Genomic DNA, 24,395 nt, shown 5'->3' with positions numbered 1-24,395 from the left:
CGATGCTCGGCAATCTCGATTTCGACGTCATCCGCCGCGCGCTGCCGTATCTGTTCTACGAGGGCATGACGTTCACGCTGACGCTGACCTTCCTCGCAGCTCTCGGCGGCCTAGTCTTCGGTACGGCGCTCGCCCTGATGCGCCTGTCCGGATTCAAGATTCTCGGGCGCATCGCCGGCATCTATGTCGACTTCATGCGCTCCCTGCCGCTGGTGCTGGTGATCTTCTGGTTCTACTTCCTGGTGCCCTATATCGGGCAGTGGGTGACAGGCGCCTCGCGTCCGATCAGCGTCGGCGCGTTCACGTCCTCGCTCGTCACTTTCATCATGTTCGAGGCGGCATATTTCTCCGAGATCATGCGCGCCGGCATCCAGTCGATCTCGCGCGGCCAGCCGGCCGCGGCGAGTGCGCTGGGGCTGACCTACGCCCAGAGCATGCGCTACGTCGTGCTGCCGCAGGCCTTCCGCAACATGCTGCCGGTGCTGATAACGCAAACCATCGTGCTGTTCCAGGACACCTCGCTGGTCTACGTCCTGTCGATCACCGACTTCCTGGGCGCGGCGAGCAAGGTGGCGCAGCGTGACGGCCGCCTGGTCGAAATGTATCTGTTCGCCGCCGTGGTCTACTTCACCATCTCCTGTATCGCGTCCTACGGCGTCCGCCGCCTCCAGGCGCGCATCGCCATCATTCGCTAGGGCTCCCCGCTCATGATCGAAATCAGCCACGTCAACAAATGGTACAGCCCCACCTTCCAGGTGCTGACCGACTGCACCACCAATGTCACCAAGGGCGAGGTCGTCGTGGTCTGCGGCCCCTCCGGCTCGGGCAAGTCGACGCTGATCAAATGCGTCAATGCGCTGGAGCCGTTCCAGAGCGGCGACATCCTGGTCGACGGCACCAAGGTCAACGATCCCAAGACCGATCTGCCGAAGCTGCGCTCGCGCGTCGGCATGGTGTTCCAGCATTTCGAGCTGTTTCCGCACCTTAAGATCATCGACAATCTCTGCCTGGCGCAGGAGAAGGTGCTGGGCAGGGGGCATGACAAGGCGCAGGCCAAGGCCGTGCAGCTGCTCGAGCGCGTCGGCTTGAAGGAGCAGGCACAGAAATTCCCGGCGCAGCTCTCCGGCGGCCAGCAGCAGCGTGTCGCCATCGCGCGCGCGCTCGCAATGGATCCGATCGTGATGCTGTTCGACGAGCCGACCTCGGCGCTCGATCCGGAAATGGTCAGCGAGGTGCTCGACGTCATGGTCGATCTCGCCCGCGAGGGCATGACCATGATGGTCGTAACCCACGAGATGGGTTTTGCCCGCAAGGTCGCCAACCGCGTCATCTTCATGGACCGCGGCGAGATCGTCGAGGACGCGGCGAAGGACGATTTCTTCGGCAAGCCCCGCAGCGACCGCGCGCAGAAGTTCTTGTCGAAGATTCTTTCGCATTAATCACCGCCACCGTCATTCCGGGGCGCGACGCAGTCGTGAGCCCGGAATCCATAACCACCATCGGGGGTATGGATCCTCAGGTGCGCAATTGCGCACCATAGCTCGCGCTACGCGCGTCCCGGGATGACGAGGGTAGGGTTTATCCAGCCCGCCAAATCCCCTATACCGGTGGCCAAATCCCTTCCCTCCCCAGGAGATCTGCCTTGGACTCGATCGCCTACGTCAACGGCTCATTCGTCCCGCTCTCGGAAGCCAAGATCTCGGTGCTCGATCGCGGCTTCCTGTTCGCCGACGGCATCTACGAGGTCTCGGCCGTCCTCGATGGCAAGCTGGTCGACAATGCTTCGCATCTGGCGCGGCTGGAGCGGTCCGTCGGCGAGATCAAGTTGAAGCTGCCGGAGACCATCGAGCGCATCACCGAGCTGCAGAAGGAGCTGATCGCGCGCAACAAGCTCGTGAACGGCCTCGTCTATCTCCAGGTGACGCGCGGCGCCGACAAGGGGCGCGACTTCCCGTTTCCCAAGTCCGACGTCGGGTCGAGCCTGGTGATGTTCACGTCCGAGAAGGACATCATCAACGCCGCGGTGGCCAAGACCGGCATCAATGTCATCACGGTGCCCGACATCCGCTGGGAGCGCCGCGACATCAAAAGCGTGGCGCTGCTGGCGCAGGTGCTGGCAAAGCAGGCCGCGGCGGAAGCCGGCGCCGGCGAAGCCTGGATGCTGCAGGATGGCTATGTGACCGAAGGCGGCTCGTCCACGGCGTTCATCCTGACCAAGGACGACGTCATCGTCACCCGCCAGAACTCCAACGCGATCCTGCCCGGCTGCACCCGCAAGGCCGTGATTGCGCTTGCCGAGGAGCGTCAGCTCCGCGTCGAGGAACGCTCCTTCACGGTCGCCGAAGCGCTCGCCGCCAAGGAAGCGTTCATCACCAGCGCATCCTCTTTCGTGCAGCCGGTGGTCGCCATCGACGGCAAGACGATCGGCGACGGCAAGCCCGGCCCGATGGCGACGCGCCTGCGCGAGATCTACGTGGACTTCGCCAAGGCGACGGCGGTGTAAGCGGCATACGTAGCTGTCGTAGGGTGGGCAAAGGCGCGCTTGCGCCGTGCCCACGCCTTCTCCCGTTTTTGCTGAAGAATGGTGGGCACGCTTACGCTTTGCCCACCCTACGAGACCGTCCGTTGCCGTCGGTTTAAGCCACTGACGCCTTCACCTTCAGCGGATGCACGGCGCGGAATGCGATCGCGATCCTGTTCCAGGCATTGATGGCACCGATCAGCATGGTCAGGTTCACCGTCTCCTCCTCGGAGAACTGCGCGCGGACCTGTTCGTAAGTCTCGTCGGGCGCATGCGTCTCGGCGATCAGCGTCACCGCTTCGGTCCAGGCCAGTGCGGCGCGCTCGCGGTCGGAATAGAGCGGGGATTCGCGCCAGGCATTGAGCAGGTAGATGCGCTGCTCGGTCTCGCCGCGCTTGCGGGCGTCCTCGGTGTGCATGTTGATGCAGAAGGCGCAGCCGTTGATCTGCGAGGCCCGGATCTTGACCAGCTCGATCAGCGATTTCTCCAGGCCGGTCGACTGGATCTGCTGCTCAAGCGCCACCAGCGCTTTGATCGTATCGGGCGCGGCCTGGTAGTAGTTCATGCGGGGCTTCATGGTCGTTCTCCTTTTCGTTGGTTGATCAGTGGGCTCCGCCGGCCGAGACTTGGCCGGGCCTCTTCAGAAAGAATACGGCGATGAGAGCGACGATCAGCGCCATTCCGAGCAGGTAGAACGTGTCGCTGAAGGCGAAGATGAAGGCCTGCTTCTGTACGGTATGGCCGATCGCGACATAGGCGCGATGCGCGGCGTCCGCACGGTCGATAACGCCGTGATTGACGAAATATTGCGTGAGCTGCTCGAGCCGCGTGCGCGTGGCCTCTTCGAACACAGAGACCGACTGCATCAGCACGTTGGAGTGATATTGCTCGCGCTTGGACAGCACGGTTTGCAGCAGCGCGATGCCGACGGCGCCGCCGAGATTGCGCATCATGTTGAACAGGCCGGAGGCCGAGCCCGCATTCTCCGCTTCGATGCCTGCGGTCGCGACCGCCGACAACGGCGCCATCACCAGCGCCTGGCCGATGGCGCGCACGATATTGGGCCACAGCAGCTGGTCGGCGGCATAGTCGTTGGTCATGTTGATGTTCATGAAGTTGGATGCTGCGAACAGAACGAAGCCGACGCCGATGATGATCCGCGCATCGAACTTCTGCATCAGGCGCGGCACCAGCGGGATCAGCACGAGTTGCGGCAGCCCGGTCCAGGCCAGCACCATGCCGATCTGCTCGGCATTGTAGCCCTGAATACGCGCCAGATATTGCGGCAGGATGAACACGGAGCCGTAGAGTGCAATGCCGAGCAGGAAGTTCGCGAGCATGCCGAAGCCGAAATTGCGACGCACGAGCAGACGCAGATTGAGCAGTGGCTTCTTCACCGTGAGCTCGATGATCAGGAATGCCGTCAGCGCAACAGCGGCGATGATCGAGAGCTTGACGATGAACGGCGAGCCGAACCAGTCGTCCTTGTTGCCTTCCTCCAGCACGGTCTGGAGCGCGGACAGGCCGATCGCCATGGTGATGATGCCGGCCCAGTCGCCCTCGCGAAGCAGCGCCAGCTTCATCGGCTTGGGCTCGAGCGCGTACCAGAGCATGCCGACCATCATCGCGCCGGGAACCAGGTTGACGTAGAAGATGTATTGCCAGCCGAAATTCTCGGTGAGATAGCCGCCGATGGTCGGGCCGATCGCCGGCGCGAAAGTCGCCGACAGCGCGAACAGCGCAAGGCCGACCGGCTGCTTGGCGCGCGGCAGCAGCATGATGATCAGCGTGAAGGCCATCGGGATCAGCACGCCGCCGGTGAAGCCCTGGATGGCACGCAGCACGATCATCTGCGACAGATCCTGCGCCAGTGCGCAGGCCGCGGACAGAACCAGGAACAGGATCGCGTTGGTGAGGAGATAGATGCGGATCGAGAACACCTGCGCGAGCCAGCCCGACAGCGGGATGACCACGATCTCGGCGATCAAATAGGAGGTCGAGATCCAGCCGCCGTCGTCGATGCCGGCGCCGATCGCGCCCTGAATGTCCGCGAGCGAGGCGTTGACGATCTGGATGTTCAGAACCGCCATAAAGGCGCCGAGCGTGGCGCCGATCACCGCGATCCAGGTCTTTGTCGACACCGCCGGCGCGGCGGATGCTACGGGGGCGGGAAGATTGGCGGAGGTGGCGTTGAGGGCCGGTTGGAGCGTGCCCATGGCTTCAACCCCCATTCGCGCGGGGCGTATTGTCGGCAAGGCGCTTGGCCGTCTCGCGCTCGGCCAGCACCGCCTGTTTGGTGTCGACGGTCGGCACCGCGGACATGCCGGGCCGCAGCAAGCCGGTGAGGCTGTGGTCGTCGAGGACGATCTTCACCGGAACGCGCTGCACGATCTTGGTGAAATTGCCGGTGGCGTTGTCGGGCGGCAGCAGCGCGAATTCGAGCCCGCTCGCCGGCGACAGGCTGTCGACATGGCCGCGCAGGCTGATGTTGCGGAAGCTGTCGACGTGCAGCTCGACCGGCTGGCCCGGCCGCACATGCGTGAGCTGGGTCTCCTTGAAATTGGCGACGACGTAGACGGCGTCGAGCGGCACCACCGCCATCAATTGCGTGCCGGCCTGCACGTATTGGCCGACACGCAAGCTGCGGGCGCCGACCGTGCCGTCCACCGGCGCGGTGATCTCGGTATAGGACAGGTTCAGCGCCGCCTGCTGCGCGACCGCGCGGGCGCGTTCGAGCTGGGCGGTGGCCTGGGCGCGCTGGGTGGTGAGCACGTCGACCTTGCGCTGCGCGGCGACGAGGCCGGACTTGGCATGCTGCAATTGCGCGCTGCTGGCGCGCAGCGCCGCGTCGGTCTGCTGCGCGCGCTGGATCGTGCCGGAGCCCGACTTCATGAGGTCGTCGTAGCGGGCGCGCTCCTCCTGCGCGAATTTCAGATTGGCTTCTGCAGCGGCGACGTCGGCGGTGCTCTGTTCAATGATCGGCTGCTGCAGTTCGAGCTGGGCGTCGATGTTGCGGACCGAGGCTTCGCCGGCAGCGACGTCGGCTTTCGCCTGGTCGAGCGCCGCCTTGAAATCGCGGTCGTCGATCTTGGCCAGCAGCTGGCCCGCCCGAACCTTCTCATTGTCGCCGACCAGCACCTTGGCGATGTAGCCGGAGACTTTCGGCGCGACGATCGTGGAGTCCGCCTTCACATAGGCGTCGTCGGTGGATTCGAGGTAGCGGCCGTTGGTCCAGTAATCGTGTCCGTAGTAGGCCATGGTCGCAGTGCCTGCGAGCAGCGCGAGCGCCAAGGCCGCGCGCCGGACCCTGTTCCGGGCCGGCATAGCGGGCGGCGCCTTGGCGTAATCGCGCGTGATTTCAGTGGCTTGCTGGAAGGTCTCGGTGCGGGGCATTTCGGACATTGCAGTCTCCTGTCGGCTCGCTGAGACTATCGGTCTTGCTGGCCCGGATGATAATTGGCTAGATTCTGGAAGGATTATCCATTCAAGGTGGATAATCTGAGCGGTCACCCTGGTTCGTGATGTCTACCGGGTCAGGCGAGCGGCTACGCCAGCGCGATTGCCGCGCGATTGCTGCTGAGGCGCACATCCCAGTCAAGGAAAGCCATGGATCGATTGACCAGCCTCGAAGTGTTCAGCCGGGTGGTCGAGACCGGCGGCTTCTCCGCAGCAGCCCGCAAGCTCAACATGTCGACCACCATGGTGAGCAATCACGTGCAGGCATTGGAAGACCGGCTCGGGGTGCGGCTGCTTCACCGCACCACGCGCAAGGTCAATCTGACCGAGATCGGGAAGGCGTATTACGACCGCTGCGTCCAGATTCTCGCCGATATCGAACAGGCCGACGACATCGCGAGCGAATTGCAGTCGGTGCCGCGCGGCACGCTGCGCATTCACGTCGCCACGCACATGGTGCCGTTCGTCGCGCCGATTGCGGCCAAACTGCTGTCGACCTATCCGGAGCTCAAGATCGATCTGCGCATGGGCGAGGCCGAGGTCGACCTCATCGAAGAAGGCTATGACGTTGCCCTGCGCATGACACAGCCACCGGATTCAAGCCTGATCGTGCGCAGCCTTGCCACCTGGCGCCACGTGCTGTGCTGCTCCCACGATTACATCGAGAAGCACGGCCGGGTGCAGAAGCTCGACGAGCTCACCGGGCACAATTGTGGTCGGCACTTGAACTATCCGTTCGGCGACGAATGGCGCTTCCTCGATCGTAAGGGCACGCCGGCCTCGGTGCGCGTCTCCGGCAGCTTCGTCACCAATAGCGGAGAAGCGCTGCGCGAGGTCGCGCTGGAGGGCGCCGCAATCTGCCTGATGGCGGGGTTCCTCATTCAGGATGATCTCGAAGCCGGCCGCCTCGTGCGCCTGTTGCCGGAATATCGGACGGTCGAGCTCTCCATGAACGCGGTCTATCCGCATCGTCATCATCTGTCGGCGAAAGTGAGGACCTTCATCGACCTGCTCGTGCACCACAGCGCCGAGCAGCAGAAGCTGATCAACCCGTATTCATGAGACTTTCACCGCCGGCTCCACGTGCGGCAGAAAGCGTGTTGACAACGCCGAGTTGCCTGCAACAATACAACCTGAGATATGAATGATGTATTTGGGACCGAGGCATTCGGTTCGATTCTTTTTTGATACGACGTTTCGTCCAGGCCAGCTTTCTAGCTTCTCCTCTTCCATCTGTTGCTCTTCCATGTTTGACGGATCGACCGGGGGCAAGCCGGTCAACGTTCGCTTGCGTGAGAGCTTCGCAAGGGATTGGCGGCATCATCCTGTGATGGAGCTGGATGGCTTGGTCTGGCCCGACTGCGGCTCTAGGGAGGCTTCGATGACCATTGCCAGAACAGGATGGATTGCGACTTTGCTGCTCGGCCTCGTGATGGCGGGTGGCGTGCAGCCTTCTCCTGCTGCGGCCGACGATGTGTGGCCGGTCAAGAACAAGCTGATCGGCAAGGACGGAGGCAAGTCGAAGGATGTCAGCGGCATCGCCTGCACGACCGCTGATGGGTTTCCCCGTTCGTGCCTCGTTATCCACGACAATCTCCAGGGCGCTCAATTCATCGAATTGACCGACGGCAAGCTCGTCGCCGGCAGCCCCGTGAAGTTGATCAACAACACGTTCAATGGCAAGGCGCTCGAACTTGATGGCGAGGGCGTCGCCTTCTCCAAACGGCAGTATTACGTCATCGGCTCGCATGGCCATCCGCGGGACAAGGACCACAAGCTCGACCCCAAGAAAGATGCCGATAAGATTCGGGCGAGGATTGGCGCAAGCAGCCAGATCGTTCGGTTCCGCACGACGGGGGCAGATGGCAATGCGTCGGGCCTCGAGCGTACGGGGCAATTGCGAGAGGTCATCGCGGCCGAACCTGCGCTTCTCGAGTTCATGGATATCAGGCTGGAGAAGAACGGCTTGACCATCGAGGGCGTGGCGATCAAGGACGATCGGACGTTGCTCGCGGGATTCCGGGGCCCCGTCTTGAACGACAATCGCGCCGTCGTCCTCTCGGTAGAGATAGACGCGCTGTTCGGTGATCGAAAAAGCACGACTCACCAGCTGTTCCGACTTCCGCTCGGTGACAACAGGGGTGTACGCGATCTCGCCGCGTTCGGCGATCGCACCCTCATCCTGGCCGGTCCTGTTGCGGACGGGCCGGGAGCCTACGCAATATATTCTTGGGACGGAGAGTCCGAGACCGTGCGGCTATTGAAGGAACTCCCGTTCGATCCAAAGCGAAAGCCGGAGGGACTACTGCCGTTGGGCGCGACTTCCGCCGGACTGCGGGTCCTGATCGTATTCGACAGCGATAAGGAAGGTACGCCCACCCCCATCGAAATACCACGATGAACGGGATCGGACCTCCCCTCGCCTTGTCCAGCCGGCCGAACGAACGAGGCGCCACCTTCCAGCATTTCCGGAGGGAGTCCGTCAGCGAGCCGGTGGCGGCAAGCGCCCGAACGCAGCCTCGAGCGCCATGCCGATCGCGAGCAGGCGGGGATCGCTGCCGGCGGGGCCATCGAGCTCAAGCCCGATCGGCAATCTGCTGCTGGCGCCGAGCGCGATCGGGATCTGGATGCCGGGAATCCCGGCATTGCTGCCTGGGTCCGTGTTCTGAATGAACAGGCCGAAATTCTCGAGGCTGCTGGACTCCGGATTGGAGGGAATGGCGACGCGCGGCGTGGTTGGGAAGGCGATCGCATCGAGCCGGTTGTCGGCAAAGCTCCTGGCGTACAGCGCCTGCAGCGCGGGGCGCGCAATCTCGATCGCGGCGTCGTAGATCGGCTTGGCGTCGACCAGGGTGCCGTCGGGACCAGGCAGCTTGCGCGGGATCACCAAGCCGTCATAGGTGCCCTTCACATCGGCGCTGGCGATCTGCTCCGCCAGTGCCGCGATGGAGAGGCCGGTGCCGGTGTGCCTGAGATAGGCGACCAGATCGTCATAGGCCTCGTACAGCGCGACGGGAAAGCTGACCTGGGCGTCGAGCTCTGCCAGTTGCGGCATCTCGATCTCGACGACCGTGACGCCTTGCACCTTCATTTTCGCGACGGCTTCCTGGAACGCGGCCTCGGTGTCGGCATCGAGATTGGCCAGCATCGATCTCGCGAGGCCGACGCGGACCTGCGTCAGATCCGCCGGCGCAAGCGCATCGCCACCGGCGATGACGCGGTCGAGCAGCGCGACATCCGCCATGGTCGCAGCCATCGGGCCTGCGGTATCGCGGGTGTGCGAGATCGGCGCGATGCCGTCTTGCGGGTAGCGCCCGACCGTCGGGCGCAGCGAGGCGCATCCGTTCAGGGCGGCAGGCACCCGCACCGATCCGCCGGTGTCCGTGCCGAGCCCGCCGGCGACGATCCGCGCGCCAATCGCCGCGCCCGTGCCTGACGAGGAGCCGCCGGCGATCAAAGTGCGATCATAGGCGTTGCGCACGCCATACTCGGCGCCGGTCTTGAACGCGGTGTTGTAGCCGGAGATGCCGAAGGCGAGCTCGTGCATGCTGGTCTTGCCGATGATGACCGCCCCGGCATCGCGCAGCTTTGTCACGACAGGCGCGTCGGCCTTCGGAATGTAATCCTTCAGCGCCGGTGTGCCGGCGCTGCAGGGCAGTCCCGCGACCTCGATATTGTCCTTGATCACGATAGGTACGCCGCCGAGCGGCTTTGTCTTATCGCCTGCCGCGTCGAACGCGGCCGCGGCCTTCAAGGCGCCGGCTTCGTCCAGGGTGACAAAGACATTGAGTTCGGCGTTGGCCTTGGCGCGGGCCAGGGCTTCCCGGGTGAGTGCGGTGCTCGTGAATGTCCCGGCGGCGAGGCCGGCCGCGGCCTCGGTCAGTGTCAACTGGTCGAAATCCATGATGCATCACCCGATCGCAGGAGGCCATCAGAGCGTCCCTTAAGGAGCAGAGGCTGAAGCGTCCGCGGCGCCGCGTCAACCGGTGGCGTGCATCCTTGCCGGCGATGGCGTGTCCAGTTCGGCGAGCAGCCGCTCGACGTCGGCCTTCACCTTCAAAATCGCGATGTCCTTCACCGGGCCATAGCCGCGGATATCCATCGGGCCTTTGGCGATCGCCACGAGATTTGGCAGATGCGCCGCATCGAGCTCGCCCAGCATCCGTTCGATCAGGCCTTCATACCAGGCGATCAATTCACGCTCCGCGCGCCGTTCCGCGGTGTAGCCGAACGGATCGAACGGCGTTCCGCGCAGTGCTTTCAAGCGCGCGAGCATAGCCAGAGGCACCTGAATCCACTGGCCGAAGGCGCGTTTGCGCGGACGTCCCCGTGCATCGCGCCGCGACTTCAGGAACGGCGGGGCGAGGTGGTACTGGATGCTGAAGCCGTCCTCGAATTCACGCTTCAGCTCGTCGAGAAAGCCGCTTCGCATGTGCAGCCGCGCCACCTCATACTCGTCCTTGTAGGCCATCAGCTTGAACAGGCCGCGAGCGACCGCCTCGGTCAGCGCCTCACTGTTCAGCTTGGCCTCGGCATTGCGGACCTTTCCGACCATCGCCCGGTAGCGCGCCGCGTAGGCGTTGTTCTGATAGGCCGCGAGGAACTCGGCGCGCCGGGCAATGATCTGGTCGAGCGTCTCGGCTTCAGGTGCCTTGTCCGAGTTCGGCAGAAAATCCGGATCGGCAGCGGCGATCCGGCCCCAGGCAAAGGCCTGCTTGTTGCGTTCGATCGCGACGCCGTTGAGCTCGATCGCGCGGAGCAGCGCCTGCAGCGAAACAGGGACGAGACCGCGCTGCCAGGCAAAGCCGAGCATGATGATGTTGGCGTAGACGGCATCGCCGAGCAGGCGTTCGGCCAGCGCATTGGCATTGAACGTGTCGAGATTGTGCTCGCCGATGACCTGACCGATTGCGCGCAGGCGGCTTGGCGCAGCGAGATCGGCGTCGCGGAAGCGGACCACGTCGCCGGTCGGCATTTCCGCGGTGTTGACGGCGGCACGGGTGCCGCGGCGATATGTGCCTGAGGCTTTGGGCGAGGAGCTGACGACGAGGTCGCAGCCGATCAGCGCATCGGCCGCGCCCTGGTCGATGCGAACCTGGTGCAGCGCCTCGGGGCTCGCGGCCAGGCGAATGTAGCTCAGCACAGGCCCGAATTTCTGCGCAAAGCCGGTGAAGTCGAGCACCGAAACGCCGCGGTGTTCCAGATGCGCGGCCATGCCGATCAGCGCGCCGACGGTGATCACGCCGGTGCCGCCGACGCCGGTCACCAAGAGATCGTAGGGCCGCTCGAGCGTTGCGGGCGCGGGCAGGGGTAGTGTGGCGGCGCGGCCGGCCACATCGATCCGGCTCGCGCTCTTCTTCCGCCGCGTCGCGCCTTCGACTGTGACAAAGCTCGGACAGAAGCCGTTGAGGCAGGAAAAATCCTTGTTGCAGGCCGACAGATTGATCTGTCGCTTGCGCCCGAACGGCGTCTCCTTCGGCTCGACGCTGAGGCAGTTGGATTCGACCGAGCAGTCGCCGCAGCCTTCGCAGACGAGGTCGTTGATGTAGGCGAAGCGCTTGGGATCGGCCATCTGCCCGCGCTTGCGCCGGCGCCGCTTCTCGGTGGCGCAGGTCTGCTGGTAGATCAGCACCGAGACGCCGGGAACCTCGCGCAGCTCGCGCTGCACGGCATCCATCTCCTCACGCGGATGGATGGTCACGCCGGATGGCAGGTCGGCCGGCCTGAATTGCGCGGGATCGTCCGACACCAGGGCGATGCGCTCGACACCTTCGGCGCGGACGCTGTGGGCGATGGCATGGACGCTGACGGGCCCGTCGACCGGCTGGCCGCCGGTCATGGCGACCGCGTCGTTGAACAGGACCTTATAGGTGATGTTGGCCTTGGCCGCGATCGCCTGCCGGATCGCCATCGAGCCGGAGTGATAATAGGTGCCTTCGCCGAGATTCTGGAACACGTGCTTGCGGCCGGTAAATCGCGATGAAGCAGCCCAGTTCACGCCCTCGCCGCCCATCTGGATCAGCGAGGAGGTCTCGCGGTCCATCCAGCTCGCCATGAAGTGACAGCCGATGCCGGCGAGCGCCTTCGATCCTTCCGGCACTTTGGTCGAGGTGTTGTGCGGACATCCCGAGCAGAAATAGGGCGTGCGCGTCGCGCCGCTGACATTGATCGTGCGCGCGGCTTCCGGCATCAGGGCGGCCGCGCGCGCGGCGAGATTGAGACCCGGAAACATCGGATCGAGCCGGCGCGCGAGCACGTTCGCGAGCGCGCGAGGCGACAATTCGCCGATCCAGGAGATCAGCCGTGCGCCGGTTTCGTCGTGCTTGCCGACCATGCGCTCGGGCTTGCTGCCGGGATAATCGTAAAAATACTCCTTGAACTGGCTCTCGACGATGCCGCGCTTCTCCTCGACCACCAGGATCTCGCGCTTGCCTCTCACGAACTCCATCGCGTCGTGCAGCGCCAGCGGCCAAACCATCCCGACCTTGTAGACGTCGATGCCGAGGCGGCGGCAGGCGGCTTCATCGAGGCCCATCAGCCGCAGGGCTTCCATCAGGTCGAGATGCGCCTTGCCGGTGGTGACGATGCCGTAGGTGGCGCTGGGGATATCGTAGATGTGCCGGTCGATCGGGTTGGCCTTGGCAAAGGCGTAGACCGCGTGCTTCTTCGCTTCCAGCCGTTCCTCGATCTGCGGGCCGGGCAAATCGCGCCAGCGATAGTGCAGGCCGCCCGGCGGCGGCGTGAAGTCTGGCGTGCGGAAGACGCGCGGCGGGCGTAGCGCGATGGATGCGCCCGATTCCACGATCTCGGAGATCGCCTTGAAGCCGACCCACATGCCGGAGAAGCGGCTCAGCGCGTAGCCATATTCGCCGAACGCCAGATATTCGCCGACGTCCGAGGGGTGCAGCGTCGGCATGAACCAGCTCATGAAGGCGACGTCGGACTGGTGCGGCATCGAGGAGGAGACGCAGCCATGGTCGTCGCCGGCGACCACCAGCACGCCGCCATGCGGCGAGGAGCCATAAGCGTTGCCGTGCTTGAGCGCATCGCCGGACCGATCGACGCCCGGGCCCTTGCCGTACCAGAGCCCGAACACGCCATCGACCTCGCGGTCGCCTTGCGTCTCGACCTGTTGCGAGCCGAGTACAGCTGTCGCCGCGAGGTCCTCGTTCACGGCGGGAAGGAATTCGATGCGGTCCTGCTTGAGCCGCTGCTGGATGCGCCAGAGCTCGAGATCGATGCCACCGAGCGGCGAGCCGCGATAGCCGGAGATGAAGCCGGCGGTGTTGAGCCCGGCCGCACGGTCTCGTCGCGCCTGGTCGAGTGCGATGCGGACGATGGCCTGCGTGCCCGTGAGGAAGACGCGGCCCTCCTCGCGCTCATAGCGATCGGCGAGCTCGTACGTGTCGATTGACGGAATGGCGTCCATGGCGGACCTCGCGCGGCATCCTGCCCAGTGCTGGAAGGTTATGCCCGGGCCGCTGGTAGGTCTTACCTATTTATCCCTTCTGTTATGGAAATCCGGTAGAATTTTGCATGCAGGCGCCCAATCTGGTAGATCTGCTCGAATCGGAGCCTCCCATGATCGAAGAGCAGGACACCCGCATTCTCGCCCATCTCCAGCGAGATGGCCGCGCCACCAATCAGCAACTCGCCGACGGGGTCGGCATGTCCACCTCGGCCTGCTGGCGGCGGGTGCGCGCGCTGGAGGAGAGCGGCGTCATCCAGGGCTATGCGGCGCTGGTCGCGCGCGAGCAGGCGGGCTTTGCGATGTCCGCCATCCTCCACGTCTCGCTGGAGCGGCACGATGCGAAGTTCGTCGATGAATTCGTGGCGAGGGTCACCAAGCGCCGCGAGGTGCTGGAGTGTTTTGCGACCACCGGGGACGCCGATTATCATTTGCGCGTCATCGTGCAGGACATGGCGGCCTACAACCGCTTCCTCGACGAGTTCATGTTCCGCATCCCCGGCATCCGCTACGTCCGCAGCAACGTGGTGCTGAAGGAGATCAAGACCAGCGTGGCGCTGCCGTTTTGAAGGAGGTGCTACGGCACCGCGATATCAACCTCCCGTAAACCAACACAGGCTGCAAAGTGGTAACTGAACATGCCATTCGTAGGCGGTTCGGCGTCGCAGCGGTATTCCGGTCAGTTTTGTCGCGCTCGTTCGCAGCTCGTTCACTTTGATCGACGGTTTGCGCCGCGCAATAACGACGACTTAGGCGATCGCCGCGCATAAAGGTCCCGGGATAAATAGGCAGAAATGCCTGGGAGCTGAGATCGTGCCGACGACACTCGCGCGCACCTTTGCGGCGTTGAGCGCCATCAATGAAGCGATCCTGTACGCGAGATCGCCGGAGGAGCTGTACCAGAAGGTCTGCGACGCCGGGTTTTCGAGCGGGGATTTTCTGGCCGTTGCCGTTTTCCTGGTCGAGCCGGACGGCCGAAGGCTGCGCTACGCGGCCGGTTGTGGCGATGACGTTGCGCGGCTCCGCTCGATCGTGATCACGACGGAAGCCGGGACGCCTGAAGGATCCGGCGTCGGCGGCGAGGCGTTTCGCGATCAGAAGCTGTGCGTCAGCAACGACTATCTGAACGATCCGCGCTCGCTGGCGTGGCGCGAAGGCGCCGCCAAGGCGCATATCGGTGCGGCCGCGGCGCTGCCGCTGCTCTGCAATGGCAAGAGCGTCGGCGTATTGTATGTGACGCGGAGCGAGGCCAACTCGCTGAACGAGCAGATGGTGTCACTGTTCGAGCGCATGTCGGCGAACATTTCCTACGCGCTGGACAATTTCGCCCGTGAGACCGCGCGGCAGACCAGCGAGCGGGCGACGCGGCGGCTCAACCGCATGTTCGGCGCCATCAGCGCCACCAACGAAGCCATCCTGCGCGCCAAGACCGAGCGGGAGCTATACCAGCTCGTGTGCGACGCTTCGGTCCACAGCGGCAAGTCGCTGGCGACCATCGTGCTGCTTCGCGAGCCGGACTCGCACTGGATGAAGCCTGTCGCCGCCACCGGGCAGAACCTCGATCTCGTCACCCAGGCACGCTATTCGGTCGATCCGGAGAGCCCTTACGGCAAGGGCATATCGGGCGAGGTGTTCCGGACGCAGAAAGCCATCGTCGAGGACGATCTCGCCAGCCGCACCAGGGGCACGCCGTGGGAGCAGGCCAACGTCAACACCGGCGTCGCCGCCTGCGTGGTCGCGCCGTTGATCAGGCACGGCGAGAGCGTCGGCGTGCTGCTGTTCTTCATCAGCCGGTCCTGGGCCAAAGACGAGGAGATCGTCGCGCTGCTGCTGCGCATGGCCGAGAACGTCTCCTTCGCGATCGAGAATTTCGGCCGCGAGGCCGAGAAAGCCCGGATCTCCGCCGAAGAAGAGTGCCTGGCGCGCATGTATGCAGCGCTCAGCGCCACCAACGAGGCGATCCTGCGGGCACGGTCGCGGGCTGAGCTGTTCGACCTCGTCTGCGAGGCGACCGCAACGGGAGCAAAGTTCACCTCAGCCACCGTCGCGCTGGTCGACGATCGGACCGGGCTGCTGCGCGTCGTCGCCTGCTACGGCCCGAATGCGGATCAGGTTCGCAACTTCACGTTCTCCACCTCCGACCAGGTGCCCGAAGGGCGCGGCTTGACCGGCACCGCGTTTCGCACGCGCCAGCCCGCCGTCAGCAACGACGTGCTCGCCGACGACCGCATTGCGCCCTGGCAGGCCAGCGCCCGCCGCACCGGCATCGCATCCTCCGCGGCCTTGCCGCTGTTCAACGGCGACCGGGTCGAGGGCGTCTTTCTGTTCAACTCCCCGGAGCGCGGCACCTTCACGCCGGAGCTCGTCGAGCTGCTGCGCAAGCTTCAGGCCAACGTCGCCTTCGCGCTCGAAAGCTTCGACCGTGCCGATGAGAAGGCGCGGGCGGACAAGCAGCGCAATCGTCTGAGCGGAATGTTCGAGGCGCTGAGCGCGACCAACGAAGCCATCATGCGCGCCAAGACGCGCGAGGAGTTGTTCGACGCGGCCTGCCAGGCGGCCGTGCTCGGCGATCTGTTCGCCTCGGCGACGATCGGCATCATCGACGAAGCACGCGAACTCGTCCGCGTCGTTGCCGTCAAGGGACGCTTGCAGGAGCGCATGAGCGGGCGTACCTGCATCATTTCCGCCGACCATCCCGAGGGCCAGGGCATCATCGGCACCTCGCTGCGGACGTGCCGGCCCAGTGTGATGAACGATTATCTGAACGAGCCGCGCTCCGCATATTGGCGCGCGCAGGCCATCGAGGATGGAACGCGGGCTGCGGCGAGCTTCCCGCTTCTGAGAGCGGGACGGGAACCGGTCGGCATTCTGCTCTTCCTCGCACCGGAAGAGAATACGTTCACGCCCGATCTGGTCGAGCTGCTCGGGCGGCTCGCGGAGAACGTCTCCTTCGCACTCGACAATTTCGAGCGCGCCGAGGAGAAGGCCCGCACCGAAGCGCAGAAGGAGCGCCTGACGCGCATGTTCGCGGCGCTGAGCGCGACCAACGAGGCGATCATGCGCGCGAAGTCGCGGGCCGAGCTGTTCGACCTCGTCTGCCTTGCGGCGTCGAACGGCGCCAAGTTCACTTCGACCACGATTGCCCTGGCCAGACCCGGCACGGACCAGCTCGAGATCGTCGCCGCCGCAGGTCCCTCCGCCGGCACCACGCGCAATGTCCGTCTTTCCGTCGATCCCGAACGGCCGGAAGGGCGCGGCATGAGCGGCACGGCGTTCCGCACGCGCCAGCCCTGCATCAGCAACGATTATCTCAACGACGACCGCGTCCGTGTCTTCCACCCCATCGTGCGCGCGGACGGCGCGCGGTCGGGCGCCGCGTTTCCGCTCATCGTGCACGACCAGGCGGTCGGCGTCATGATCTACATGTCGACCGAACCGGCGACCTTCACGCCCGAATTCGTCGAGCTGTTGCAGCGCCTCGCCGACAACGTCTCCTTCGCGATGGAGAACTTCGATCGCGCCGACGAGAAGAACAAGGCTGACGAGCGCATCGAATACCTCGCCTCGCACGACAGCCTGACCGATCTGCCGAACCGCGAGACCTTCAACGCCCTGCTGCGCGAGGCGATCGATGCGGCGCAACGCCACGATCACCGCTTTGCGGTGCTGTTCATCGACCTTGACCGCTTCAAGGTCATCAACGATTCGCTGGGTCACGAGGCGGGCGACCTGCTCCTGCTCGAGGTGGCGAACCGTCTGCGCGGCGCCCTGCGGGCGAGCGACGTGGTCGCGCGGCTCGGCGGCGACGAGTTCGTGGTGATCCTCGACCAGTGTGGCGAGATCGAGGACGTCCAGCGCATCGCCACCGGGCTGCTCGCCGCGCTCGCCGAGCCCATGCAGCTGGCCGGCCACGAGTGCCATTCCACCGCCTCGATCGGCATCGCGATGTATCCAGCCAACGGCTCCGACGCGCAGACGCTGACCAAGAACGCCGACATGGCGATGTACCTCGCCAAGGAGGACGGCAAGAACGGCTATCGCTTCTTCTCCAACGAGGTGAAGACGCAGTCGATCGAGCGGCTGTCGCTGGAGAGCGCGCTGCGCCGCGCGCTGGAGCGCGAGCAGTTCTCGCTCAACTACCAGCCCAAGGTGGACATGGCGACGGGTCAGATCACGGGCGTCGAGGCGCTACTGCGCTGGGCGCACCCCGATCTCGGCAACGTCTCGCCGGCACAGTTCATTCCGCTCGCGGAGGAAACCGGGCTGATCGTGCCAATCGGCCGCTGGGTGCTGAAAGAGGCCTGCGCGCAGGCCATGGCCTGGCAGCGCCGCGGCCTGCTGCCGCTGTCGATGGCGGTCAACCTGTCGCCGCGGCAGTTTGCCGACGAGCATCTGTTGCAGGACGTCGACGAGGCGCTGGCGGCCTCCGGCATGTCGCCGGTGCTGCTCCAGCTCGAGGTCACCGAGAGCATGATGATGCGCAATGTCGGCCGCGCGCTCAAGGTGCTCGACTCCATCCAGAGCCGCGGCATCCGTCTCGCCATCGACGATTTCGGCACCGGCTATTCGTCGATGTCGCTGATGAAGCACTTCCCGATCGACACGATCAAGATCGACCGCTCCTTCGTGCGCGACCTGCCGCAGGATTCGGAGGATCAGGCCATCGCGCAGGCGATCATCAGCATGGGCAAGGCCCTCGGCATGACCGTCGTCGCCGAAGGCGTCGAGAACGCCGAGCAGGAGGCCTTCCTGCGCGCCCATGGCTGCGACGAGATGCAGGGCTTCCTGATCTCCAAGCCGCTGCCGGGGCGGCAGATGGGCGAGCTGCTGCGGCCCATGGCGCTGCCCGTCGCGCCGCCGCTCCAGCCGGAAGTGGCCGACGAAGACGCAGGCTCAGGGCTGAAACGCGCTGTCGTCTGACGGCTGCGGGTGCAGCTCGCGCACCTCGTGCTCTTCCCCCTCGGCCTTGCTCGGAAAGTCCTGGGGACCGGTCAGTGACGTCTGCTCGGTGAACAGCGCGAGAATGGCGCGCGCGCCCTCGGCGAAGCTCGTCCCTTCGCTCACGTTCAACGCGCAGCAGCTTGTTGCGCTCATCGGCTCCTGGTCGTCGACCACGGCCATCGCGGGCCCCCACCACCAGGCGGGCGCGGGCGAACGCTCGTTCTCCGGCACCACATGCCAGCGGACGAACTCCTCCATCACGCGCTCGAATTCCAGGCGGGCAGCCTGATGCATGTGGTCGATGCTCCCGGAATCGCGTCCGACGACGGGTCGACACGCTGATTTGATCGTCACGTCGTTCGGAAAAATCGGCTCGTGCAAGCGAGCCGAACCATGCAGGCCGACGTCGTCGTCGGCAATGCGGAACGTGCGGCTGCCGGCAATGAGCCGACGCAGCCGCGACAAGTCATTCTAGCCGCTGCAGGGCACGGCAAGCAAGCGATCGGAGCCGCGATTGCCTAACGCGGCCTGAACGGATGCGCCTTCTGATGCCAGGCCCAGGCCGTGCGGACGATCGTCGGTAGGTCGGAGTGACGCGGAACGAAGTTCAGCACCTTTCTTGCAGCAGAGGGATCGGCGACCAGAAAGGTGGGATCGCCGGCGCGGCGCGGCTTGATCGTGTGCGGCACCTCGCGCCCGGTCTCCTGCCTGATGGCGTCGAGGATCTCGCGCACGGAAAAGCCGGAGCCGGTGCCGAGATTGAAGCTGCCGCCGGCATGGCCTTGCTCCAAGAGCCTCAAGGCCGCCACATGCGCCGCCGCAAGGTCCGTGACATGGATGTAGTCGCGGATCGCGGTGCCGTCGGGCGTGTCGTAATCGTCGCCGAACACCGCGAACTCGACATGGCCCTGAAGCGCCATCATCGCGCGGGGGATGAGGTGGGTTTCGTTGTCGCGCAGCTCGCCGATGCCACCGGCCGGATCGGCGCCGCTGGCGTTGAAATAGCGCAGGCAGAACGCGCCGAAGCCATAGGCCGTGCGGTAATCGGCGAGCATGCGCTCGATCATCAATTTCGACGCGCCGTAAGGATTGATCGGCGCGCAAGGAAAGTCTTCCGGCAGCGCCTTGGAATCGGCGTTACCGTAGACGGCGCCGGTCGAGGAGAACACGATGCGATGGCAGCCCGCGTTGCGCATCGCCTGCAGCAGCGACAGCGTGCCCTGAACGTTGTTGATGTAATATTTCTGCGGGTCGGTCATGGATTCCCCGACGAGGCTCGCCGCCGCGAAATGCATCACCGCCGCGATCTTGTGGTCGGCGAAGGCGCGCGCCAGCGCCGCGCCGTCGAGCAGATCGCCCGTCACCAGCGGGCCGGATACGAAGCTGCGATGACCTGTCGAGAGATTGTCATAAACGACGGGCTGATAGCCGGCGGCGGACAATGCACGGCAGGCATGCGAGCCAATATAGCCAGCGCCCCCGGTGACGAGGACGGTCGGTCGGTCGGTCATGTCGTTCTGCTCTTCTCTTAACGGAGGGGCCGGTTGCGGCTGAAGAGAAGATAGAGCGCGCGGGGGTTGGTGGTCAAATAACGCCAGAGCAGACGGCGCGGCTCGAGCAAGGTGCGCCAGGCCCATTCGAGCCCGATCTTCTGCATCCATTGCGGCGCGCGGGAACGACTGCCTGACAAGAAGTTGAACAATCCGCCGGATGTCTTGATGACGCCAACATTGGTCAGATGCGGCGTGAATTCCTTCACGAATGCCTGTTCGTTGGGCACACCGAGCGCGACCCACAGATAGTCCGGTGCCAGGGCGTTGATCTCCTCGACCTTGGCACGCAGCGCCTCGCCGCGCAGATAGCCGTGGCTGTGCCCGACGATCTTGAGATGTGGATACATTTTCTGGACGTTCGCGACCGCCGCGGCGTTCTCGGCCTCGCTTGCGCCGAACATGTAGAAGGTGCGGCCGGCGGCTTCGGCCTTGCGCGCGACGACGTGGAACAGGTCCGTGGTTGCGACGCGCTCCGGCAGCGGGAACCAGGATTGCAGCTTTGAAGCGGCGACCAGCGGCTGTCCGTCGGCGTTGATCAAATCGGCGGCACGGAACAGCTGCTCGGTCTGCGGCTCGGTCGAGCAGCGCGCCAGCACCTCGCCATTGGCCGAGGTCAGGAACAGCGGACGGCCGATGCGATGGTCGGGATTCGTCGCCTCGATCATGAAATCGGCGGTCTCTTCCAGGTCGATCGCGGCCATGCGAAGTCCGCCGACGGTGATTCTCGGCACCTCGGCAGTTGCTGCCCGTCCGTCGAGGTTGACGCGGCGCTCAAGCATATTGTCTGCCTCGCTGGCGCGTTTGCATTGCAGGGGTGAGCTCGTCGAGCACGACGCCGACGAGCTTGCGCTCGGCCGGGCCGAGCGCGGCCAGGATCTCTTCCAGGCTATCGTTGACGTCGAGGCTGGTCGGCAGCACGGCCACCAGCGAGTCGATGTCCTCGAGCAGCTTGCGGCCGCCGGCCGCGAGCGGAATGGCCGGGCCGTCGAGGATCACGAGATCATAGCCTCCCGCGGAACGGGCCTGCGCAATCGCCTTGTGGATGGCATCGGCGGCCTTGCCGGCGTCGCCTTCCGCGGCCGGCAGCACCGAGATGCCGTTTACCGTCTTGATCTCGCGCGCGTCCTTGCTGCCGATCGAGAGCCAGCCGAGCCTGCTCGGCTCGCTCTTGCCGGGACGGATGACCCTGTTCGAGAGCGAGCGCGCCTGATGGTCGGCATCGATCATCAGCACGCGGGCGCCGTCGCGTGCGGCCGCCAGCGCGAAGTTCAGCGCGGCCACGCTGCGGCCGCTGGTCTTACCGGTGCCGACGAGCGCGACGACCGGCATCGCCTTGCCGCCGGCGCGCCGCGTCAACGCGGCGCGCATGTCGCGCCAGGCGTTGAGCAAGCTCGTCATGGGAAAGCCGGGGCGCAGCGTCGGCCAACCCAGCCGTGTGAGATCGACGCCGCCGCCGGTGGGAAGTATGGCGCCGAGCGTATGGATGACGTCGGCCTCCTGGAAGCGTGCGATCAGCGGCTTCTCGATCATTGGCTGCTCGACCATCGAAGGCTGCAGCGGGGGCGCGGCGAGCTCCGGCATCGACGGCGCAGCTTTAGGAGCGCGCGGGGCCTGGCGCGGCTGAGCAACCTCCGCAGCGCGCGGGAGCTCCGGTGCTCGGGACGCCTGCGGCGCCGACGAGCGCTCACGCCGGGCGGGTGTCGGCGTCGCGGGCGCGGCTGCACCGGCGAAAAGCAAATCTGCAACGACGAACCAGCTCGATGCTGCGATCGCCCCGAAGATGAAGCCGATCATGGCGAACAGGCTCATGGCCGGCGGGAACGAGCGCCGCTGCGGCACAGTCGCCTCGCCGATGACGCGGGCGGCCGAGGTGTTCAGGCTCTCCTGCTCCTCGGTCTCGCGGGAGCGCTTGAGAAAGGACTGATAGACGTCACGGCTTGCGTCGGCCTCGCGCTCGAGCTCGCGCAGGCGCACGGCGGCCTGGCTGAGCTGAACGCTCTGCCGCTTCTGCGCTTCCAGCGCGCGGTTGAGCGAGGCCTCGAAGTCGCGGGCGCGCGTCAGATCGTTCTTGGCGGACTGGGCGAAGCGGTCGATCTCCTCGTTGATGGTGCGCTTGAGGTCCTCGACCTGCTTCTCGGTCTGGCGCAGCGCCGGATGGCGCGGGCCGAGCTCACCGGCCTGCTCCGCATATTTCTTCCGGGCGTCGGCATATTGCGCGCGCAAATTCGCAATGGTCGGCGATTGCAGCGCCTCCGGAATCGCGCCGGCATCGGCAGCGGTGCGGCGGCTCGCCTCGATCTGGTCGAGCCGCGCCTGCGCGTCCATCGTCGCCGCGCGGGCCGCGGAAAGCCGCTGGTTGCTGGCGGAGAGCTGCTGATCGCTGATCAGCGCATCCTGGGTGCCGACGAAATTGTTCTGGGCCTTGTAGGTCGCCAGCGCGGTCTCGGCGTTACGCAGCCGGTCGCGCAGCTCCTTCAGACGGCTGGAGAGATCGTTGGTGGCGCGCCGTGCCGCCGAAGCCTGCGACTTGCGGGATTCGGAGAGATAGGCATTGGTCAGCGTGTTGGCGAGCATCGCCGCCTTGGCGGGATCCGTCGACCAGACCTCGATGTCGACGATGAAGCTCTTCTCGGTTTTGCGGATCGCGATGTGCTTGTTCAACGCATCGAGCGCCGCGAGCTCCACTTCCCTCTTCTCCGCAGCGGAGGGCGCGCGCGGTTGCAGGCCGATCAGGCCGAGCAGCGACGACATCAGGCTCCCAGCCTCGCCGCCTCCGAATTCCGGATCCTTGTCGAGGCCGGCCTGCTGGATCACCTGGAGCAGCACGCTGTTGGAGGTGATCAGGCGCGCCTGACTCTCCACCACCATGGCCATGCCGGTGACGTCCTGGGCCCGGGGCGTGAGCTCGCGGTCGACGAGCTGAAGCTCGCGCGGGTCGACATAGAGCTGAGCGGTGGCGGTGTAGCGGGGCGTCACGCTCTTGCCGATCGTGACGGCAAGCGCCGCACCGAGCAGGGCGGCCGCGGCGATCGCGACCTTCCGCCGCCAGAGCAGATTGGCGAGCTCCAGCACGTTGAAGCCGGCCTGAGGCTTCCGTTGCGCGGCCTCCGGTCTGGCTCGATCGATCGGCTGGCTATAATCAAGCATGATCCCCAGCTTTCATTCCAAGTGCCGCGGGCTGAGGGGTTACTCTTCGCTTTACGCCACGCACCCGGGATATAGGTGCCCAATCAACGCAACAGGGAAAATTAACCATACTCATTGAGGGACTATTCACCGAAATGGCAAACAAAGCGTTTAAGCGCATGCCATCCCTTGGCGCGTCCCTATGACGCCCGCGATACCCGCCGCTTCCAGGAATTAACGGTTCGTTACCGCGCGCAGCATGGCTGCGAGCCGTCGTTTTTCCGTTGATGGGCCGCGCACATGCCATCGCCGTCAGATCCTCCGAAGGATGACGTGATAGTCGCCGCGGCGGACGTCGGTGCCGCGCGGCAGCACGGCGTTGAGCACCGCGGCGCCGGCGTCGACCAGGGCCGCAACCAGCGGCTTGCGCCGGCGCATCTCGGGATAGCGCGGACTCTCGACCTCACGACGATAGATCATCTCGAGGCCGTTGGCGGCCGCGAATGCTTCCAGCCGGGGCAGCGTCACCAGCGGATGGAAGAACGTCGGGAACGGCGGCTCGCCCGGCAGGCCGGCGTCCTTGATGCCGCGGATGTGCCGGTAGAACCAGACGTGAAACCAGTGCGGCGAATATTTAGTGACGACCCCGGAGAGCGAGCGCGGATTCGGTGCGCCGATCAGGATCATCCCGCCGCGCCTCAGCGCATCGCGGAAGTTCAAGAGCGCGGTGTCGACATGGGGCAAGTGCTCGATCACGTTGTAGCAGATCACGAGATCGAAGGTCTCGCGGGCGAAGCTGTAGGTCTGGACGTCGCCGAGGATCGCCTCGTCGGCGTAGGTGTTGTTGCGGACCTGGTCCTCGTCGATGTCGACCACGGTGACCTTGCTGCGGCTCAGCAATTCCGGTGGCAGAACGCTGCACGAGCCGCCGCCCGCCTCATAGATCGCGAGGCGGCCCTGCGGCAGCTCGCGGCACAGCACGTCGTGGACGGCGAGCAGGCTGTCGCGGGCTTCGCCCGGAACGAGATCATGGAGCGCCTCGGCATATGGTGCAGCCGCGGGGAATTGGATCGCCGTGGCTGTCGCGAAATCGATCGGGGCTGGCTTGTTCATGGATTCTGACCGCGCTTGTTCTATTCAAATTTACAGGAAAAAATGCGCCTGCCCGAAGAGCAAATCCGATGCCGCACCGTCTCACCGGTCGCAGTGCTTACGGCCCGGTTAATGCGCATGCGCATTAACTACGGTATTGTTCATGTTGGAGCGCTGTCGGCGCATGGACCGCCAATTGCAGCACGACGCGCGGCGAACTTGGTGGCTATGTGCCGCG

At 65.1% G+C, this 24,395-nt stretch carries 18 protein-coding genes; 8 read left to right on the top strand and 10 right to left on the bottom strand.

Annotated elements, in window-relative coordinates; translation table 11 throughout:
• Positions 1-2 precede the first annotated feature (2 nt).
• The 3 genes from I6F28_RS05290 to I6F28_RS05280 all read left to right on the top strand — a co-directional run bounded on the left by I6F28_RS05290 (position 3) and on the right by I6F28_RS05280 (position 2,503).
• Positions 3-695 (top strand): amino acid ABC transporter permease, encoded by a 693-nt coding sequence (locus tag I6F28_RS05290; protein WP_035997282.1) that lies wholly within the window; start codon positions 3-5, stop codon positions 693-695.
• A gap of 12 nt (positions 696-707) precedes the next feature.
• Positions 708-1,439, top strand: coding sequence for an amino acid ABC transporter ATP-binding protein (locus I6F28_RS05285; RefSeq protein ID WP_036036333.1), 732 nt, complete (start codon positions 708-710; stop codon positions 1,437-1,439).
• Between the two features lie 203 nt (positions 1,440-1,642).
• Positions 1,643-2,503 (top strand): D-amino-acid transaminase, encoded by an 861-nt coding sequence (locus tag I6F28_RS05280; protein ID WP_225139401.1) that lies wholly within the window; start codon positions 1,643-1,645, stop codon positions 2,501-2,503.
• A gap of 133 nt (positions 2,504-2,636) precedes the next feature.
• Here I6F28_RS05280 and I6F28_RS05275 read toward each other — a convergent pair whose 3' ends face one another.
• From I6F28_RS05275 to I6F28_RS05265, 3 genes are read right to left on the bottom strand one after another with little or no spacing between them, the layout of a single operon-like run.
• Positions 2,637-3,098, bottom strand: coding sequence for a carboxymuconolactone decarboxylase family protein (locus I6F28_RS05275; RefSeq protein ID WP_225139400.1), 462 nt, complete (start codon positions 3,096-3,098; stop codon positions 2,637-2,639).
• Between the two features lie 25 nt (positions 3,099-3,123).
• A complete protein-coding gene (locus I6F28_RS05270) occupies positions 3,124-4,737 on the bottom strand; it encodes an MDR family MFS transporter (RefSeq protein WP_225139399.1) in 1,614 nt (537 codons plus the stop codon).
• Between the two features lie 4 nt (positions 4,738-4,741).
• Positions 4,742-5,923: an HlyD family secretion protein gene (locus I6F28_RS05265; protein WP_225139398.1), complete on the bottom strand. Its 1,182-nt coding sequence runs from the start codon at positions 5,921-5,923 to the stop codon at positions 4,742-4,744.
• A gap of 204 nt (positions 5,924-6,127) precedes the next feature.
• On the opposite strand from I6F28_RS05265, the gene I6F28_RS05260 reads away from it, so the two are divergent.
• Both I6F28_RS05260 and I6F28_RS05255 read left to right on the top strand, forming a co-directional pair.
• A complete protein-coding gene (locus tag I6F28_RS05260) occupies positions 6,128-7,039 on the top strand; it encodes a LysR family transcriptional regulator (RefSeq protein ID WP_035997299.1) in 912 nt (303 codons plus the stop codon).
• 319 nt (positions 7,040-7,358) lie between these two features.
• Positions 7,359-8,378 (top strand): DUF3616 domain-containing protein, encoded by a 1,020-nt coding sequence (locus tag I6F28_RS05255; protein ID WP_225139397.1) that lies wholly within the window; start codon positions 7,359-7,361, stop codon positions 8,376-8,378.
• 81 nt (positions 8,379-8,459) lie between these two features.
• Here the strand turns inward: I6F28_RS05255 and iaaH are convergent, their stop codons facing one another.
• Together iaaH and I6F28_RS05245 are read right to left on the bottom strand one after the other, a co-directional pair.
• Positions 8,460-9,881, bottom strand: coding sequence for an indoleacetamide hydrolase (gene iaaH / locus I6F28_RS05250; protein ID WP_225139396.1), 1,422 nt, complete (start codon positions 9,879-9,881; stop codon positions 8,460-8,462).
• 75 nt (positions 9,882-9,956) lie between these two features.
• Entirely contained in the window at positions 9,957-13,406 is a 3,450-nt protein-coding gene (locus I6F28_RS05245; RefSeq protein WP_225139395.1) for an indolepyruvate ferredoxin oxidoreductase family protein, read from the bottom strand.
• 152 nt (positions 13,407-13,558) lie between these two features.
• On the opposite strand from I6F28_RS05245, the gene I6F28_RS05240 reads away from it, so the two are divergent.
• Together I6F28_RS05240 and I6F28_RS05235 are read left to right on the top strand one after the other, a co-directional pair.
• On the top strand, positions 13,559-14,014 hold the full coding sequence (locus I6F28_RS05240) for an Lrp/AsnC family transcriptional regulator (protein ID WP_035997339.1): 456 nt from the start codon (positions 13,559-13,561) through the stop codon (positions 14,012-14,014).
• A gap of 244 nt (positions 14,015-14,258) precedes the next feature.
• Positions 14,259-18,365: a bifunctional diguanylate cyclase/phosphodiesterase gene (locus tag I6F28_RS05235; RefSeq protein ID WP_225139394.1), complete on the top strand. Its 4,107-nt coding sequence runs from the start codon at positions 14,259-14,261 to the stop codon at positions 18,363-18,365.
• On the opposite strand, the gene I6F28_RS05230 is transcribed toward I6F28_RS05235, so the two are convergent.
• Positions 18,339-18,680: a hypothetical protein gene (locus tag I6F28_RS05230; protein ID WP_035997356.1), complete on the bottom strand. Its 342-nt coding sequence runs from the start codon at positions 18,678-18,680 to the stop codon at positions 18,339-18,341. The two genes, I6F28_RS05235 and I6F28_RS05230, sit on opposite strands and share 27 nt — an antisense overlap.
• Before the next feature lie 99 nt (positions 18,681-18,779).
• On the opposite strand from I6F28_RS05230, the gene I6F28_RS37440 reads away from it, so the two are divergent.
• Positions 18,780-18,908 carry a hypothetical protein gene (locus I6F28_RS37440; protein ID WP_276573414.1) on the top strand — a complete coding sequence of 43 codons (129 nt, stop codon included), beginning with the start codon at positions 18,780-18,782 and terminating at the stop codon, positions 18,906-18,908.
• On the opposite strand, the gene galE is transcribed toward I6F28_RS37440, so the two are convergent.
• From galE to I6F28_RS05210, 4 genes are all read right to left on the bottom strand, one after another.
• Positions 18,905-19,897, bottom strand: a complete 993-nt coding sequence (galE, locus tag I6F28_RS05225) for a UDP-glucose 4-epimerase GalE (RefSeq protein WP_035997363.1) — start codon at positions 19,895-19,897, stop codon at positions 18,905-18,907. The genes I6F28_RS37440 and galE overlap by 4 nt on opposite strands.
• Positions 19,898-19,914: 17 nt before the next feature.
• Positions 19,915-20,718 carry a WecB/TagA/CpsF family glycosyltransferase gene (locus I6F28_RS05220; RefSeq protein WP_035997366.1) on the bottom strand — a complete coding sequence of 268 codons (804 nt, stop codon included), beginning with the start codon at positions 20,716-20,718 and terminating at the stop codon, positions 19,915-19,917.
• Positions 20,711-23,086: an exopolysaccharide transport family protein gene (locus I6F28_RS05215; RefSeq protein ID WP_225139393.1), complete on the bottom strand. Its 2,376-nt coding sequence runs from the start codon at positions 23,084-23,086 to the stop codon at positions 20,711-20,713. The genes I6F28_RS05220 and I6F28_RS05215 overlap by 8 nt, the downstream gene beginning before the upstream one ends.
• Positions 23,087-23,377: 291 nt before the next feature.
• Positions 23,378-24,178: a class I SAM-dependent methyltransferase gene (locus tag I6F28_RS05210; RefSeq protein ID WP_225139392.1), complete on the bottom strand. Its 801-nt coding sequence runs from the start codon at positions 24,176-24,178 to the stop codon at positions 23,378-23,380.
• Between the last annotated feature and the right edge of the window lie 217 nt (positions 24,179-24,395).

Origin of the sequence: Bradyrhizobium sp. NBAIM14 (assembly GCF_020193895.1) — a bacterium.
Taxonomy (GTDB): domain Bacteria; phylum Pseudomonadota; class Alphaproteobacteria; order Rhizobiales; family Xanthobacteraceae; genus Bradyrhizobium; species Bradyrhizobium yuanmingense.
The sequence above is the reverse complement of the archived record's forward strand: the minus strand, read 5'-3'. Positions and strand labels throughout refer to the sequence as shown.